This window comes from Streptomyces sp. NPDC051921, assembly GCF_040680975.1.
Lineage (GTDB): Bacteria > Actinomycetota > Actinomycetes > Streptomycetales > Streptomycetaceae > Streptomyces.
The window spans coordinates 386,327-401,142 of record NZ_JBFAXU010000004.1; the positions used below are offsets into that span (position 1 = coordinate 386,327).

Below are 14,816 nucleotides of genomic sequence, written 5' to 3' on the forward strand. Positions count from 1 at the left end.
CACACGCCTGCGGACCCGGACGGCTCGGGCGTCCCGGGCCGGCCGGCCGGGGCGGCACGCGGCGGGCCCCGCGTCGGAGGCGCTGCGACGCAGGGGCGAGGCGCTGTTCCCGCCGGCGGCGCCACCCGGGCCGCGCGCGCCCGAACCTCAGGAACCGCCCGAACTCCCGGTGGAGGAGCGGGCCGGACCGGAACCGCCCGTGCCACGCGGTGAGCTCCTACGGCTGGCGCTGCGCGACCGCCTGCCGCTGTGGATCCAGTCCCGGTGCGGGCTCGAACGGCGCTCGCTGGCCGCCCTCGCCGTGGTCCTGGCCGTGGCCGTGGGCATCGCCGGAGCCTTCTTCTGGACGGGGCGGCCCCAGCAGGTCGAGGCACCCGAGGTGGTCGCGGCGACCCGGCCGCTGCCGGAGACCGCACCGCCGCTCCTGGGGTCCGCGGAGCCCTCGCCGCAGGGGTCGGGGGCCGCGGCCGGGACCGGTGCGGGCGCGGGTGCTGCCGGTGCCTCCGCGGTGATCGTGGTGGATGTCGGAGGCAAAGTGCTCCGACCCGGGGTGTTCACGCTGCCCGCCGGATCCCGTGTCACCGACGCCCTGCGCGCGGCGGGCGGTGTGCGCCCCGGGACGGACCTGACGGGACTCAACCGGGCCCGGGTCCTCCTGGACGGCGAACAGGTGGTGGTCGGCCTGCCGGGCGCCCTGGCGAGCGGCACGGGACCGGGCGGTGCCGGGACCGGTGGGGCGACGGCCGGGGGCGGCGGTGCGGCCCTCGGGCCGACGGTCCCGGCGGCCCCGCTGAGCCTCAACACGGCGACCCTCGAACAGCTCGACGGGCTCCCCGGGGTCGGCCCGGTGCTCGCCCGGCACATCGTGGAGCACCGCGTCGAGCACGGGGGGTTCCGCTCGGTCGCCGAGCTGCGCGACGTCAACGGGATCGGCGCACGCCGGTTCGCGGACCTCGCCCCCTTGGTCAGGCCATGAGCGAGGACATCCGCCATCCGCCCGGGAGGGACGAGGGGCCGGCCGATCTCCGGCTCGTCCCGCCGGCCCTCGCCGCCTGGGGCGGGGCGGCGCTCTCCGTGGGCGTCGCCGGCTGGTGGACCGTCGCGGGGGTGCTGCTCTGCCTCGCCGGCGCGGCGCTGCTCCTGGCGCCGGCGGGGCGGTGCGGACTGCGGGCGGCGGCATGCGCCGGCGTGCTGCTCTGCGCCGCCGCCGGGGCCGCGTCGGGCGGGCTGCACGCGGCGGACCTGAGGCGCGGCCCGGTGCCCGAACTCGCGCGCACGGAAGCCCGGGTGGCCGCCGAGGTGACGGTCACCGCGGATCCCCGGCTCACCCACCCCAGGGTGCGTGGCAGCCGGGCGGCCCCGGTGTTCGTGGTCGTCGCGGGCGAGGTGGTCAGGGTCGAGGGGCGCGACGGTGCCGAGCACCGCACGAGAGCACCGGTCCTGGTGCTCGTGCCCGCGAAGGAAGGACGGCGCGAGTGGCTGGGACTGCTGCCCTCGACCCGGATCGCGGTGGAGGGACGGCTCGCGCCGGCGCGGTCCGGCGACACCGTCGCCGCGGTGCTGAGAGCCGATGCCGACGGGCCGCCGCGGACGGTCGCGCCGCCCAGCGCCCTCCAGCGGACGGCCGGGGAGCTGCGGGCCGGGCTGCGGCGGGCGACGGAGGGCTTGGCGCCGGACGCCCGGGCGCTGCTCCCGGGCCTCGTGGTGGGCGACACCTCCCGGATCGGCCCCGAGCTGAAGGAGGCCTTCGAGGCGACCGATCTCACTCACCTTCTGGCCGTGTCGGGTTCGAACCTCACGGTCGTGCTGTTGCTGCTCATCGGCAGGCCCGGCACGGCCCAGCAGGTCGAACGGGGCGGGCTGGCCCCCAGGCTCGGCATCCCGCTGCGGGCCACGGCGCTCGCCGGGGGAGGGCTGACCCTCGCCTTCGTGGTCGTGTGCCGCCCCGATCCGAGCGTGCTGCGGGCGGCGGCGTGCGGGCTCGTCACCCTGCTCGCCATCGCCACCGGCCGACGACGCTCGCTGATCCCGGCGCTGGCCGCGGTGGTGCTCGTCCTCGTGCTCTACGACCCCTGGCTGGCCCGGAGTTACGGCTTCCTGCTCTCCGTCCTGGCCACGGGGGCGCTGCTCACGGTCGCGCCGCGCTGGAGCGATGCGCTGCGGCGGCGCCGGGTGCCCGGCCGGATCGCCGAGGCGCTGGGCGCGACGCTCGCGGCGCAGGTGATCTGCGCGCCCGTCGTGGCGGTCTTCGCGGCCCGGGTGAGCCTGGTCGCGGTCCCCGCCAATCTCCTCGCGGAGCCCGCGGTGGCCCCGGCCACGGTCCTCGGATTCGCCGCCCTGGCCCTCGCGGCCGTGTGGCCGGGGGCCGCGGAGGCGGTGGCGCGGGTCGCGGGCCTGCCGGCCGGGTGGATCGCGAAGGTGGCCCGCACCGGGGCGGAGCTGCCCGGCGCGGAGACGGCCTGGCCGGACGGCTGGTGGGGCGGCCTGCTGCTCGCGCTGCTGTCCGGGCTGCTGCTCCTCGCGTTGTGGCGCCTGCCCTTCCGGCGGTGGGTCGGGGTGGGCTGTGCCGCGCTGCTGTTCCTGGCCGTGGTGCGGCCGCCGCCCCTGGTCCGGGTGGTCACGGGCTGGCCGCCGGCGGGCTGGGTCTTCGCGATGTGCCAGGTCGGTCAGGGGGACGCGACCGTCCTCGCGGCGGGCGGGGACAGTGCCGTCGTGGTGGACGCCGGGCCGGACCCGGAGCCGGTGGACCGGTGCCTTCGGGACCTCGGGGTGCGCCGGATCCCGCTCCTGGTGCTCACCCACTTCCACGCGGACCACGTGGCCGGCCTGCCGGGGGTGCTGCGGGGGCGGGCGGTCGGTGCGATCCAGGTGACCGGACTGGAAGAGCCACCGGGGCAGGCGGAGTTCGTGCGGCGCACGGCGCGGGCGGCGGGAGTGCCGCTGGTGCGGGCCGGGGCGGGGGAGCGGCGCCGGCTCGGGCCGCTGGAGTGGCGGGTGCTGTGGCCGCGGGTCGGTCCCGGCGCGACGGGCCCCGCGGGGGCGAGGGATGCGGGCGAGCCGACGGAGCCGGCGGAGTCGGGGCCGAACGACGCCAGTGTCACGCTGCTCGTCCGGACCGTCGGCGGGGTGACGCTGCTGCTGCTCGGTGACCTGGAGCCCCCGGCGCAACAGGCCCTGGTGCGGGCGTATCCGGCGCTGCCGCCCGTCGACGTGCTCAAGGTCGCCCATCATGGCTCGGCCCATCAGGACCCCGGGCTGATACGGGCGGCACGGCCGCGGCTCGCGCTGGTGTCCGCGGGCCGGGACAACCCGTACGGTCATCCCTCGCCGCTGACGGTGGGGGCGCTGCGGGCCGGCGGGGCGCGGGTGCTGAGCACGGACCGGGCGGGCGCGATCGCGGTGACCGGGGCAGGGGCCGGGCTGACGGCGCACACGGCGGGCACCGGAGCAGGTTGAGGCGGTCCAGGTTGGCCGCGTACGGCCCTCCTCACGGAGGAGGGCTTGTAAAGCAATCCTTGTAAAGGAGTCTTTCTAAAGATATGTTTACATCATGACGGAGCAGCAGCCTCGCAGTATCCGACTCACCGACCCCCGGGCCCTGCGGGCCTACGCCCATCCGACGCGGATGACCCTCGTGGGACTGCTGCGGCGCAGCGGACCGTTCACCGCCACCCGGGCGGCCGAGCTGACCGGCGAGTCCGTCGCCAGCTGCTCCTACCACCTGCGGATACTCGCCAAGTACGGACTGGTCGAGCAGGCCCCGGGCGGCAAGGGGCGGGAGAAGCCCTGGCGGGCGACGGCCCAGTACACCGAGTGGCCGGACCACAGTGAGGACGCGGCCGTCGCCGAGGCGGCGGACGCGCTCAGCGGGGCCGCGATCGAGCTGTACTTCCAGCGGGTCCTCCGGGCAGTGGCGAACCGGCACACGCTGCCCCGGGAGTGGCGGGAGGCCGAGCGGTTCGGCGACACGCTGTTCCATCTGACTCCCGAGGAGCTCAACGGCCTCGGGCAGCGGATCGAGGAGCTGCTGCGGCCGTACGAGGAGCGGGAGCGCGACCCGGCGCTGCGGCCCGAGGGGGCCGAGGCCGTCGCCTTCCTGCAGATGGCCTTCCTGGACCGCGAGATCCCGGACGGCACGGAGCGGGACGGCAAGAACACGGGCAGCTCGGACGATACGGGCGGCACGGAAGTCGACGACGAGGGGGAGTGAACATGGCGATCGGTGCACGTATACCCGCGCTGCTGCGCGAGCGGCCGTTCCGGCGGTACTGGACCGGTCAGACGGTCTCCCTCGTCGGCGATCAGATCTCCCTGATGGCGCTCCCGCTCGCCGCCGTTCTCGTCCTCGGGGCGGACGCCACCGAGATGGGCTGGCTGAAGGCGGCCGAGCTGCTGCCCGCGCTGCTGCTGAACCTGCCGTTCGGGGCTTGGGCGGACCGGCAGGCCCGGCGGCGGCGCGCGATGATCGCGGCCGACCTCGGTCGGGCGGTGCTGCTGCTGACCCTGCCGGTCGCCTACCTGCTCGACGCGTTGACGCTCGGTCAGCTCTACGCGGTGGCCTTCGGGGTGGGAGCGCTGACGGTGCTCTTCGAGGCGTGCAACGCCACGCTGTTCGTGTCGCTCGTGCCCACCGAGCGGTACGTGCAGGCGAACTCGCTCGTCAACGGCAGCCGTTCGACGGCCTGGCTGGCGGGTCCGGGGATCGGCGGCCTGCTGGTGCAGCTGCTCACCGCGCCCTTCGCGCTGCTCGCGGACGCGCTCACCTACGTCGTGTCGGCCGGGTACCTGGCCCGGATCAGTCCCGCCGAACCCGCGCCGGCGCCGGTCGAGAAGGGGCACTTCACCGAGGGGCTCCGCTGGGTGCTGCGGGACTCGTCGATGCGCGCGCTGTTCGCGGCCTCGGGCACGGTGCAGTTCTTCAACTACATGTTCCACACGCTCTTCGTGCTCTACGCGACCACCGAACTCGGCCTGAGCGCGGGTGTGCTGGGCGCCGTGCTCGCCGCCGGCGCCGTGGGCGGGCTGATCGGGGCGGCGTGCAGTGGGGCGGTCGTGCGACGGATCGGCATCGGGCCCTGCCTCGTCGCCGGCTTCCTGGGATTCACCCTGCCGCTGCTGCTGATACCGGCCGCGAGCGGCCCGCTGCCGCTGGTCCTCGGACTGCTCTTCGTCGCCGAGTTTCTCTCCTGCGTCGGAGTGATGGTGGTCGACGTGGCGTCCGGGTCGTTCCAGATGGCGCTGATACCCGACGCCGTCCGCGCCCGGGTGATGGGGGCCTTCCGGACCCTCAACCACGGCTTCCGCCCGCTCGGCGCGCTCGCCGGCGGTCTGCTCGGCACGGCGCTCGGGCTGCGGCCCACGCTCTGGCTCGCCACCGTGGGCGCGGTCTTCGCGGTGGTGTGGCTGCTGCCCTCGCCGCTGCCGCGCCTGCGCGAGCTGCCGGAACGGGCCGCTGTCGGATCACACGTGTAAGCGTAATGTTCAATTCGGACCTCCGGTAACACTTGCGCCGTTTGCCTCGAACGACGCAACAGTGATCGAATGCGTCTTCGTTGAAGCGGAAACGTGAGCGGTTTGTCCGGGGGTACGTGAAGTGTTCGGTCTGTTCGGTAAGCGTCGCGCGGGAGCCTTCCGGGGCGGCCCGCTCGCGGGACTCGCGGTGCCGGCGTCGGCGGGCGTCCTGAGCTGCCGGGTCCTGGACCCCGTGAGCGAGCCGGTCCGCCAGGCCGAGTTCGTCGTCAGCGACACGGCGGGCCGCAAGGTCCTCGCAGGCGAGACCGACCCCTACGGCAGCCTCCTCGCGACCGTGCCGGCCGGGGAGTACCGGCTCGCGGTGACGGCCGAGGGCTACACGCCGTACCACGGCAACGCCGTCGTCGCGCAGAGCGCACACGCGAGCCTCGGCGACGTGCTGCTCCAGGTCGCGCCCCAGCAGCCGCTGCCCGAGCCGGGCGACTGGGAGATCGACCCGATGCACTCCCAGATCGGCTTCACCGCACGGCACATCGGCCTCGCGCGGATCCACGGCCGCTTCAACAGCTTCGCCGGCGCGGTCCGGATCGCCGAGCGCATGGAGCAGTCCGCCATGCACGTCGTGATCGACGCGGCCTCGATCGACACCGGCGTGCGGATGCGCGACGACCATCTGCGGTCCGGCGACTTCCTCGACGTCGGCGCCTATCCCACCCTGGAGTTCTACAGCGAGCGCTTCGTCCACAAGGGCGGCAGCCGCTGGGCGGTCACCGGCGCGCTCACCCTGCACGGCGTCAGCCGCACGGTCACCCTCGACACCCAGTACCTGGGTCTCGGCAACGGCCTGCGGGGCGAGACCCGGGGCGCCTGCCGGGCGACCACCGAACTGCACCGCGAGGACTTCACGCTGACCTGGCAGACGCTGCTCGCCCGCGGGATCGCGGCGGTCGGTTCGAGCATCACGATCGATCTGGACGTCCAGATCGTGCCGAAGACGCAGGCCTAGGGAGCGTCATCGGCCGGGCCGGACCAGGGCGTGCGCCAGGCGCCGCGAGCCCGGCGCGGTCGGCGAGGCGCCCCCGGCCGCGCGGCGCTACGGAGCCTCCAGCCAGCCCTCGTACTCGGCGGCCAGGGCGTCCAGGGCCTTCGGGTCCAGGCTGCCGTCCGGGTCCTCGACGACCACCAGCCACTGGGCGTCCTCGGCGTCGTCCTCGCCGGCCAGGGCGTCGCGTACGAGCTGCGGCTCCTCGGCGACGCCGAAGCGGTCGGGGAGTTCCTCGGCGACCTCCTGGGCCGCGTCGCGGTCGGGCAGGACCAGTACGTGTCTCACATCGCTCACGTGCACATTCTCGACGACGGCCGGGCCGGGGACGGACCCGGTGTCGGTGGCGCGTGGGATGCTGGAGCGCGATGGCCACCAAGAAGTCTTCCCCCGACGATCTCCTCGCCCCCGTCACGCTCGCCGTGGGCCAGGAGGACCTGCTGCTGGACCGCGCGGTCCGCGAGGTGGTGGCGGCGGCCCGCGCCGCCGACGCCGACACGGACGTGCGCGACCTCGGCCCCGAACAGCTCCAGCCCGGCGCGCTGGCCGAGCTGACCAGTCCCTCGCTCTTCGCCGAGCGCAAGGTCCTGGTCGTGCGGAACGCGCAGGACCTGTCGGCGGACACGATCAAGGAGATCAAGGCCTACATCGACGCTCCGGCCGAGGAGATCAGCCTGGTGCTGCTGCACGCGGGCGGCGCCAAGGGCAAGGGACTGCTCGACGCGGCCCGCAAGGCGGGCGCGCGGGAGGTGGCCTGCCCGAAGACGACGAAGCCGGCGGAGCGGCTGACGTTCGTGCGGCAGGAGTTCCGGACGCTCGGGCGTTCGGCCACGCCCGAGGCGTGCCAGGCGCTCGTCGACGCGATCGGCAGCGATCTGCGCGAGCTCGCCTCTGCGGCGGCGCAGCTGACGGCGGACGTCGACGGGACGATCGACGAGGCGGTCGTCGGCCGCTATTACACCGGTCGCGCCGAGGCCTCGTCCTTCACGGTCGCCGACCGCGCCGTCGAGGGGCGGGCCGCGGAGGCGCTGGAGGCGCTGCGATGGTCGCTGTCGACCGGGGTCGCGCCCGTGCTGATCACCAGTGCGCTCGCCCAGGGCGTGCGGGCCATCGGGAAGCTCTCCTCCGCGCGCGGAGGCCGTCCGGCCGACCTGGCGCGGGAGCTCGGCATGCCGCCGTGGAAGATCGACCGGGTGCGCCAGCAGATGCGTGGCTGGACCCCCGACGGCGTGGCGGTCGCCCTCAGGGCGGTCGCGGAGGCGGACGCCGGCGTGAAGGGCGGCGGCGACGACCCCGAGTACGCCCTGGAGAAGGCCGTGGTCACCATCGCCCGCGCCGCCCGCATGCGCCGCGCCTGAAACGACCGCCGGACACCGCACGCCGGTTCGGCACACCGCGCGCCGGTTCGGCACGCCGCACGCCGATCCGGCACGAGGGACGTCGATCCGGCGCGGGCGTCCGCTCGGCCGGGACGGGGATGTCGATCCGGCCGGGGCGCTGGACGTCGATCCGGCGCAGACGTCGATTCGGCCGGGGCGCTGGACGTCGTTCCGGCGCAGACGTCGATTCGGCCGGGACGCAGGAGCCGGCCCGGCGGCCGACCCGGACGGGACACCGCACGCCGACCCGGCACGCGAGAGGCCGATCCGACCCGGACGCCGATCCGACCCGGACGCCGATCCGACGCGGGCGTCGATCCGGCCCGGGACCTCGACCCGCCCGGGGCGCGGGCGTCGCGCTCGCCCGGGAGGTCGTCCGGTCCGTCGGATGCCGATCCTGCCGCGGTGGCGGTCAGTCGTTGCGGGGGCCGCGGGCGCCGCGTCGGGTCCGGCGGCCGAGGAGTCCCGTGCGGCGTGCCGCGCGGGTGAGAAGGCCCGGGCGGCGCCGGGGCGAAAGCGGTGCGCGCTCCGTCCAGGGTCCCTCGCGCGACAGGAGCGGAGCCCTGCGCTCGGCCTGGGCCCGGACCTCCACGTACGACTCGTGCGCGGTGATCCGGAACGCCTCGTCGTGCGCGGCCATCGCCGCCGTGATCGCCGCGCCCGCCGTGCCCCGGCGGCGCACCACGACGGCCAGGCGGGCCAGCAGGCCCAGCAGCGCGGCGAGCGCCAGGGCGATCACGAGGAGCGGCAGGAAGTCGGTCACGCTCCGAGCCTGAGCGCGGGGGTGGGGAACGCCGAAGGCCCCGTCGCCTCCTGGGGAAGGAGGGCGGCGGGGCCTTCGGCGTACAAGCTGGTGGCCCGTACACGCGTGGCGAACGCGTCTCGCGTACGAAGCCGGGTGGCCGGGCGGGAGCGGTTAGAGGGCCCGCTGGGTCCCGTACGGCCGTGTCACATCAGAGCTCAGCCCTGGAGGGAGGCAACCTTGGTGGCCAGCGCCGACTTCTTGTTGGCGGCGGCGTTCTTGTGGATGACACCCTTCGAGACAGCCTTGTCGAGCTGACGCGAGGCGGCACGAGCGGCAACGGTGGCCTTCTCGAGGTCGCCGGCGGCGACAGCCTCACGGGCCTTGCGGATCGCGGTCTTGAGCGACGACTTGACGGCCTTGTTGCGCAGGCGCGCCTTCTCGTTGGTCTTGTTCCGCTTGATCTGGGACTTGATGTTCGCCACGAAAAGAGCCTTTACAGGTTCGATGTTTCTTCAGGATGTGCCGCGCAGCTGAGAGGGCACACGAGACACAGCTGTCCACGGTATCAGCCGCTCTCCACACCGCCCAAACCGAGCACCGGCCCGCAGTCATGGGACCATGGAGCCTACGTATCCGTTCTGAACATCGCCCGAGACGAGAACCCTGCGTGCCCGCGACTCCTACCAACGTGCCCGAGCCGAGCCGTACCGACCCGGCTCTGATCCGCAATTTCTGCATCATCGCGCACATCGACCACGGCAAGTCCACGCTTGCCGACCGGATGCTCCAGCTGACCGGCGTGGTCGACCAGCGGCAGATGCGCGCCCAGTATCTCGACCGGATGGACATCGAGCGTGAGCGCGGCATCACGATCAAGTCCCAGGCGGTCCGTCTGCCCTGGGCCCCCACCGAGGGGCCGGAGCAGGGCCGGACGCACATCCTCAACATGATCGACACCCCCGGGCACGTCGACTTCACCTACGAGGTGTCGCGTTCGCTGGCCGCCTGCGAGGGCACGATCCTGCTGGTGGACGCCGCCCAGGGCATCGAGGCGCAGACTCTCGCCAACCTCTACCTGGCGATGGAGAACGAGCTCACCATCGTCCCGGTGCTCAACAAGATCGACCTGCCGGCCGCCCAGCCGGAGAAGTTCGCGGAGGAGCTGGCCAACCTCATCGGCTGCCAGCCGGAGGACGTGCTCAAGGTCTCCGCCAAGACCGGCCTGGGCGTCGAGGCGCTGCTCGACCGGGCCGTCCGGGACATCCCGGCCCCGGTGGGCGTCGCTGACGCCCCCGCCCGCGCGATGATCTTCGACTCGGTCTACGACTCGTACCGCGGTGTCGTCACGTACGTCCGTGTCGTCGACGGCAAGCTCAACAAGCGCGAGCGCATCAAGATGATGTCGACCGGCGCCACGCACGAGCTCCTGGAGATCGGCACGAACTCGCCCGAGATGCTGCCGGCCGACGGCCTCGGCGTCGGCGAGGTGGGCTACCTGATCACCGGCGTGAAGGACGTCCGCCAGTCCAAGGTCGGTGACACGATCACCTCCCAGAGCAAGGGCGCCGAGGAGGCGCTCGGCGGCTACAAGGACCCGAAGCCGATGGTCTTCTCGGGTCTGTACCCGCTGGACGGCTCGGACTACCCCGAGCTGCGCGACGCCCTCGACAAGCTCCAGCTCAACGACGCCGCGCTGGTCTACGAGCCCGAGACGTCCGCGGCCCTCGGCTTCGGCTTCCGCGTCGGCTTCCTGGGTCTGCTCCACCTCGACGTGATCCGCGAGCGCCTGGAGCGCGAGTTCGGTCTCGACCTGATCGCCACCGCCCCCAACGTGGTCTACCGCGTGGTCATGGAGGACGGCGCCGAGCACACGGTCACGAACCCGAGCGAGTTCCCCGAGGGCAAGATCAGCGAGGTGTACGAGCCGGTCGTTCGCGCTACGATCCTCGCCCCCACCGAGTTCATCGGCTCGATCATGGAGCTGTGCCAGACCCGGCGCGGCACCCTCCTCGGCATGGACTACCTCTCCGAGGACCGCGTCGAGATCCGCTACACCCTGCCGCTGGCCGAGATCGTCTTCGACTTCTTCGACCAGCTGAAGTCCAAGACCCGCGGCTACGCCTCGCTCGACTACGAGCCCACCGGCGAGCAGGCCTCCAGCCTGGTCAAGGTCGACATCCTGCTGCACGGCGACAAGGTGGACGCCTTCTCGGCGATCACCCACAAGGACGCGGCGTACGCCTACGGTGTGCGGCTCGTGGCCAAGCTGCGCGAGCTCATCCCGCGCCAGGCCTTCGAGGTGCCCATCCAGGCCGCCATCGGCTCCCGGGTCATCGCCCGTGAGACCATCCGCGCCATCCGCAAGGATGTCCTCGCCAAGTGCTACGGCGGTGACATCTCCCGTAAGCGGAAGCTGCTGGAGAAGCAGAAGGAAGGCAAGAAGCGGATGAAGATGGTCGGCTCCGTGGAGGTCCCGCAGGAGGCCTTCATCGCCGTCCTGTCGAGCGACGACGCGGCCGGCGGCAAGGCCAAGAAGTAGGCGGAGCCCAGGCGGTGAAGTAGCTGCCTCGTACATGGACATGTACGCCGAACGGGTCTGTGCGCCGAGAGCGTGCAGACCCGTTCGTTATATGCAAGCCCTTACGCGCCAGTCTCCGGCGCTCTACTCTGAAGCCGCTCGAAGGTTACTCGCCAGTTAGTTACGCACTGTCCGACCCACCGCCTGACCGCACCGCCGCCGCCCGGAGGACGTCGTGAGCGACACACAGACCCTGATCGAGAACCGGCCGCCGTCCGTGGCGACCCTCTTCCTTGAGCGAGTCGAGCGGACGCCGGACGCGGAGGCCTACCGCTACCCGGTTCCCGCCTCCTCCGGCCAGGGGCCGGACGACTGGAAGTCGCTCAGCTGGGCGCAGGCCGCCGAACGCGTCTACGGCATCGCCGCCGGCCTCGTCGACCTCGGGGTGCAGCCGGAGGAGCGGGTCGCGCTCGCCTCCTCGACCCGGGTCGAGTGGATCCTCGCCGACCTCGGCGTCATGTGCGCCGGCGCCGCCGTCACCACGATCTACCCGCAGACCAACGCCGAGGAGTCGGCGTTCATCCTCTCCGACTCCGACTCGCGCGTCCTGATCGCGGAGGACGCCGCCCAGCTCGCCAAGGCCGTCGAACGCCGCGCCGATCTGCCGAACCTCCACCACGTCGTGGTCATCGACCCCGAGGGTGCGGACACCTCCGACGAGTGGGTGGTCACCCTCGCCGATCTGGAGGCGCGCGGCAAGGCCTACCTGGAGAAGCACCCGGAGGCCGTGAAGGAGCGCGTCGGGGCCATCACCTCCGACCAGCTCGCCACCCTCATCTACACCTCGGGCACCACCGGCCGCCCCAAGGGCGTCCGCCTCCCGCACGACAACTGGTCGTACATGGCCAAGGCCATCGCCGCCACCGGCCTGGTCACCCAGGACGACGTGCAGTACCTGTGGCTGCCGCTCGCCCACGTCTTCGGCAAGGTGCTCACCTCCGGCCAGATCGAGGTCGGCCACGTCACCGCCGTCGACGGGCGCATCGACAAGATCATCCTGAACCTGCCGGTCGTGCAGCCCACCTACATGGCCGCCGTCCCGCGCATCTTCGAGAAGGTCTACAACGGCGTCGCCGCCAAGGCCCGCGAGGGCGGCGCGGCCAAGTACAAGATCTTCCAGTGGGCGGCCGGAGTCGCCCGCGAGTACGCGAAGGTCACCCAGGACAACTTCCGCCGCACCGGCACCGCCTCGGCGCCCTTCGGCCTCACCGCGAAGCACAAGGTCGCCGACGCGCTGGTCTACAAGAAGCTCCGCGAGGCCTTCGGCGGCCGGCTGCGCGCCGCCGTCTCCGGCTCCGTCGCGCTCGCCCCGGAGATCGGTTACTTCTTCTCCGGCGCCGGCATCCACATCCTGGAGGGCTACGGCCTCACGGAGTCCTCCGCCGCCTCCTTCGTCAACCCGGGCGAGGCCTACCGCACCGGCACCGTCGGCAAGCCGTTGCCCGGCACCGAGGTCCGCATCGCCGACGACGGCGAGATCCTGCTGCGCAGCCCCGGCGTCATGGAGGGCTACCACGGGCTGCCGGAGAAGACCGCGGAGGTCCTGGAGCCGGACGGCTGGTTCCACACCGGTGACATCGGCGAACTGTCCGCCGACGGCTACCTGCGGATCACCGACCGCAAGAAGGACCTGTTCAAGACCTCCGGCGGCAAGTACATCGCGCCGACGGAGATCGAGGGCCAGTTCAAGGCCGTCTGTCCGTTCGTCTCCAACATCGTGGTGCTCGGCGCCGACCGGAACTACTGCAGCGCGCTCATCGCCCTCGACGAGCCCGCCATCCTCGGCTGGGCGGCCGAGCACGAGCTCGGCGGCAAGTCCTACGCGGAGGTCGTCGCCTCCCCGCAGGTCGAGCAGCTGATCGAGGGCTACATCGGACGCCTCAACGAGGGTCTGCAGCGCTGGCAGACGATCAAGAAGTTCCGCCTCCTGCCGCGTGACCTCGACGTCGAGCACGGCGAGCTCACGCCGAGCCTCAAGATGAAGCGCCCGGTGGTGGAGCGGACGTACCAGCACCTGATCGACGAGATGTACACGGGGGCGCGGGAGGCCTGACGGGTCGGACGGAGCCTCGTCGGGCCGCGGGGCCCGGCGGGCCTGCGCGACCTGACGGGCCCTGCGCGACCTGACGGGGCTGAGGCGGGCCGACCCCGGCCGCCCCGGCCGCCCCGGCCGACCTCGGCCGACCTGGGACTTCCGGAGTTTTCCACAGGCGCGGGGCGCACCTCGGGCGGTACGGGACAATGGGCTCATGCCTTCCGTACTGCCCGATGGTGAGCCCATGCCCGAGGACGGTGCGCTGCCCGTGAGCGCCCTGCAGGGCGCCGGGGAGCGACCGCTCGGGTTCTATCTGCACGTGCCGTACTGCGCCACCCGCTGCGGCTACTGCGACTTCAACACCTACACCGCCGGCGAGCTGCGCGGTGCCGGCGGCGTGCTCGCCTCCCGCGAGAACTACGCCGGGCAGGTGGCCGAGGAGATACGGCTCGCGCGCAAGGTCCTCGGCGACGACCCCCGCCCGGTGCGGACCGTCTTCGTCGGCGGCGGCACCCCCACGCTGCTCGACGCGGCCGATCTCGTGTCGATGCTCGCGGTCGTCCGGGACGAGTTCGGGCTCGCGGACGACGCCGAGGTGACGACCGAGGCGAATCCGGAGTCCGTCGACCCCGCGTATCTGGCCACGCTGCGCGAGGGCGGCTTCAACCGGATCTCCTTCGGCATGCAGAGCGCCCGGCAGCACGTCCTGAAGATCCTCGACCGCAGCCACACCCCCGGTCGCCCCGAGGCGTGCGTCGCCGAGGCGCGGGCGGCTGGCTTCGAGCACGTGAACCTGGACCTCATCTACGGCACGCCCGGCGAGTCCGACGACGACTGGCGGGCTTCCCTGGACGCGGCGATCGGGGCCGGGCCGGACCACGTCAGCGCGTACGCCCTGATCGTCGAGGAGGGCACACAGCTGGCGCGGCGCATCCGGCGCGGCGAGGTACCGATGACCGACGACGACGTGCACGCCGATCGCTACCTGATGGCCGAGGACGTGCTGTCCCGGGCGGGCTACGCGTGGTACGAGGTGTCCAACTGGGCCACCTCCGACGCCGGCCGCTGCCTGCACAACGAGCTGTACTGGCGCGGCGCCGACTGGTGGGGCGCGGGGCCGGGCGCCCACAGCCACGTGGGCGGGGTGCGGTGGTGGAACGTCAAGCACCCCGGCGCGTACGCGGCGGCGCTGGGGTCCGGGAAGTCTCCGGGGGCCGGGCGCGAGGTCCTGTCGGAGGAGGACCGACGGGTCGAGCGGGTGCTCCTCGAGCTGCGGCTCCGGGAGGGCGTCGAGCTGGGACTGCTCAAGCCCGAAGGGCTGGCGGCTGCCGAGCGGGCCCTCGCGGACGGACTCCTCGACCCCGGGCCGTACGCCGAGGGGAGGGCCGTGCTGACCCTGCGGGGGCGGCTCCTGGCCGACGCGGTCGTGCGGGACCTGGTCGACTAGGTCCCGTCCGGGAAGGAGCGCCGTCCGCCCGCGGGGCGGGGCTCGCGGCGCCCGGTGCGTGCGAGCGCCGGGCGGAGGGTCGCCCTCGTGCCGTGCGTACCCGGGTGATCCCGACGAC

12 protein-coding genes are annotated in these 14,816 nt (G+C 73.1%); 9 read left to right on the forward strand and 3 right to left on the reverse strand.

Translation table 11 applies throughout. The features are described from left to right. Positions 1-199: 199 nt before the first annotated feature. From AB0M16_RS08360 to AB0M16_RS08380, 5 genes are all read left to right on the forward strand, one after another. A complete protein-coding gene (locus AB0M16_RS08360) occupies positions 200-976 on the forward strand; it encodes a ComEA family DNA-binding protein (RefSeq protein ID WP_365340142.1) in 777 nt (258 codons plus the stop codon). Continuing rightward, positions 973-3,456, forward strand: a complete 2,484-nt coding sequence (locus tag AB0M16_RS08365; RefSeq protein WP_365340144.1) for a ComEC/Rec2 family competence protein — start codon at positions 973-975, stop codon at positions 3,454-3,456. Before AB0M16_RS08360 ends, AB0M16_RS08365 begins: the two co-directional genes overlap by 4 nt. Positions 3,457-3,550: 94 nt before the next feature. After that, positions 3,551-4,210 carry a helix-turn-helix domain-containing protein gene (locus tag AB0M16_RS08370; RefSeq protein ID WP_365340146.1) on the forward strand — a complete coding sequence of 220 codons (660 nt, stop codon included), beginning with the start codon at positions 3,551-3,553 and terminating at the stop codon, positions 4,208-4,210. Positions 4,211-4,212: 2 nt separating this feature from the next. Next, complete coding sequence (locus AB0M16_RS08375; protein WP_365340148.1) at positions 4,213-5,472, forward strand: MFS transporter; 1,260 nt, start codon at positions 4,213-4,215, stop codon at positions 5,470-5,472. A 121-nt stretch (positions 5,473-5,593) separates the two neighbouring features. Continuing rightward, positions 5,594-6,478: a YceI family protein gene (locus AB0M16_RS08380; protein ID WP_365340150.1), complete on the forward strand. Its 885-nt coding sequence runs from the start codon at positions 5,594-5,596 to the stop codon at positions 6,476-6,478. Positions 6,479-6,565: 87 nt separating this feature from the next. On the opposite strand, the gene AB0M16_RS08385 is transcribed toward AB0M16_RS08380, so the two are convergent. Further along, positions 6,566-6,811 (reverse strand): hypothetical protein, encoded by a 246-nt coding sequence (locus AB0M16_RS08385; RefSeq protein WP_365340152.1) that lies wholly within the window; start codon positions 6,809-6,811, stop codon positions 6,566-6,568. A gap of 71 nt (positions 6,812-6,882) precedes the next feature. On the opposite strand from AB0M16_RS08385, the gene holA reads away from it, so the two are divergent. Next, positions 6,883-7,872: a DNA polymerase III subunit delta gene (holA, locus tag AB0M16_RS08390; RefSeq protein WP_365340154.1), complete on the forward strand. Its 990-nt coding sequence runs from the start codon at positions 6,883-6,885 to the stop codon at positions 7,870-7,872. Positions 7,873-8,305: 433 nt separating this feature from the next. On the opposite strand, the gene AB0M16_RS08395 is transcribed toward holA, so the two are convergent. Together AB0M16_RS08395 and rpsT are read right to left on the reverse strand one after the other, a co-directional pair. Next, on the reverse strand, positions 8,306-8,656 hold the full coding sequence (locus AB0M16_RS08395) for a hypothetical protein (protein ID WP_365340156.1): 351 nt from the start codon (positions 8,654-8,656) through the stop codon (positions 8,306-8,308). Positions 8,657-8,853: 197 nt separating this feature from the next. Further along, positions 8,854-9,120 (reverse strand): 30S ribosomal protein S20, encoded by a 267-nt coding sequence (rpsT, locus tag AB0M16_RS08400; protein WP_030211082.1) that lies wholly within the window; start codon positions 9,118-9,120, stop codon positions 8,854-8,856. Between the two features lie 185 nt (positions 9,121-9,305). Here rpsT and lepA point away from each other — a divergent pair, with 185 nt between their 5' ends. The 3 genes from lepA to hemW all read left to right on the forward strand — a co-directional run bounded on the left by lepA (position 9,306) and on the right by hemW (position 14,698). Further along, positions 9,306-11,177: a translation elongation factor 4 gene (lepA, locus tag AB0M16_RS08405; RefSeq protein WP_365340158.1), complete on the forward strand. Its 1,872-nt coding sequence runs from the start codon at positions 9,306-9,308 to the stop codon at positions 11,175-11,177. A 214-nt stretch (positions 11,178-11,391) separates the two neighbouring features. Further along, complete coding sequence (locus AB0M16_RS08410) at positions 11,392-13,269, forward strand: long-chain fatty acid--CoA ligase (protein ID WP_365340160.1); 1,878 nt, start codon at positions 11,392-11,394, stop codon at positions 13,267-13,269. A 196-nt stretch (positions 13,270-13,465) separates the two neighbouring features. After that, complete coding sequence (gene hemW, locus AB0M16_RS08415) at positions 13,466-14,698, forward strand: radical SAM family heme chaperone HemW (protein ID WP_365340162.1); 1,233 nt, start codon at positions 13,466-13,468, stop codon at positions 14,696-14,698. Positions 14,699-14,816: the final 118 nt, after the last annotated feature.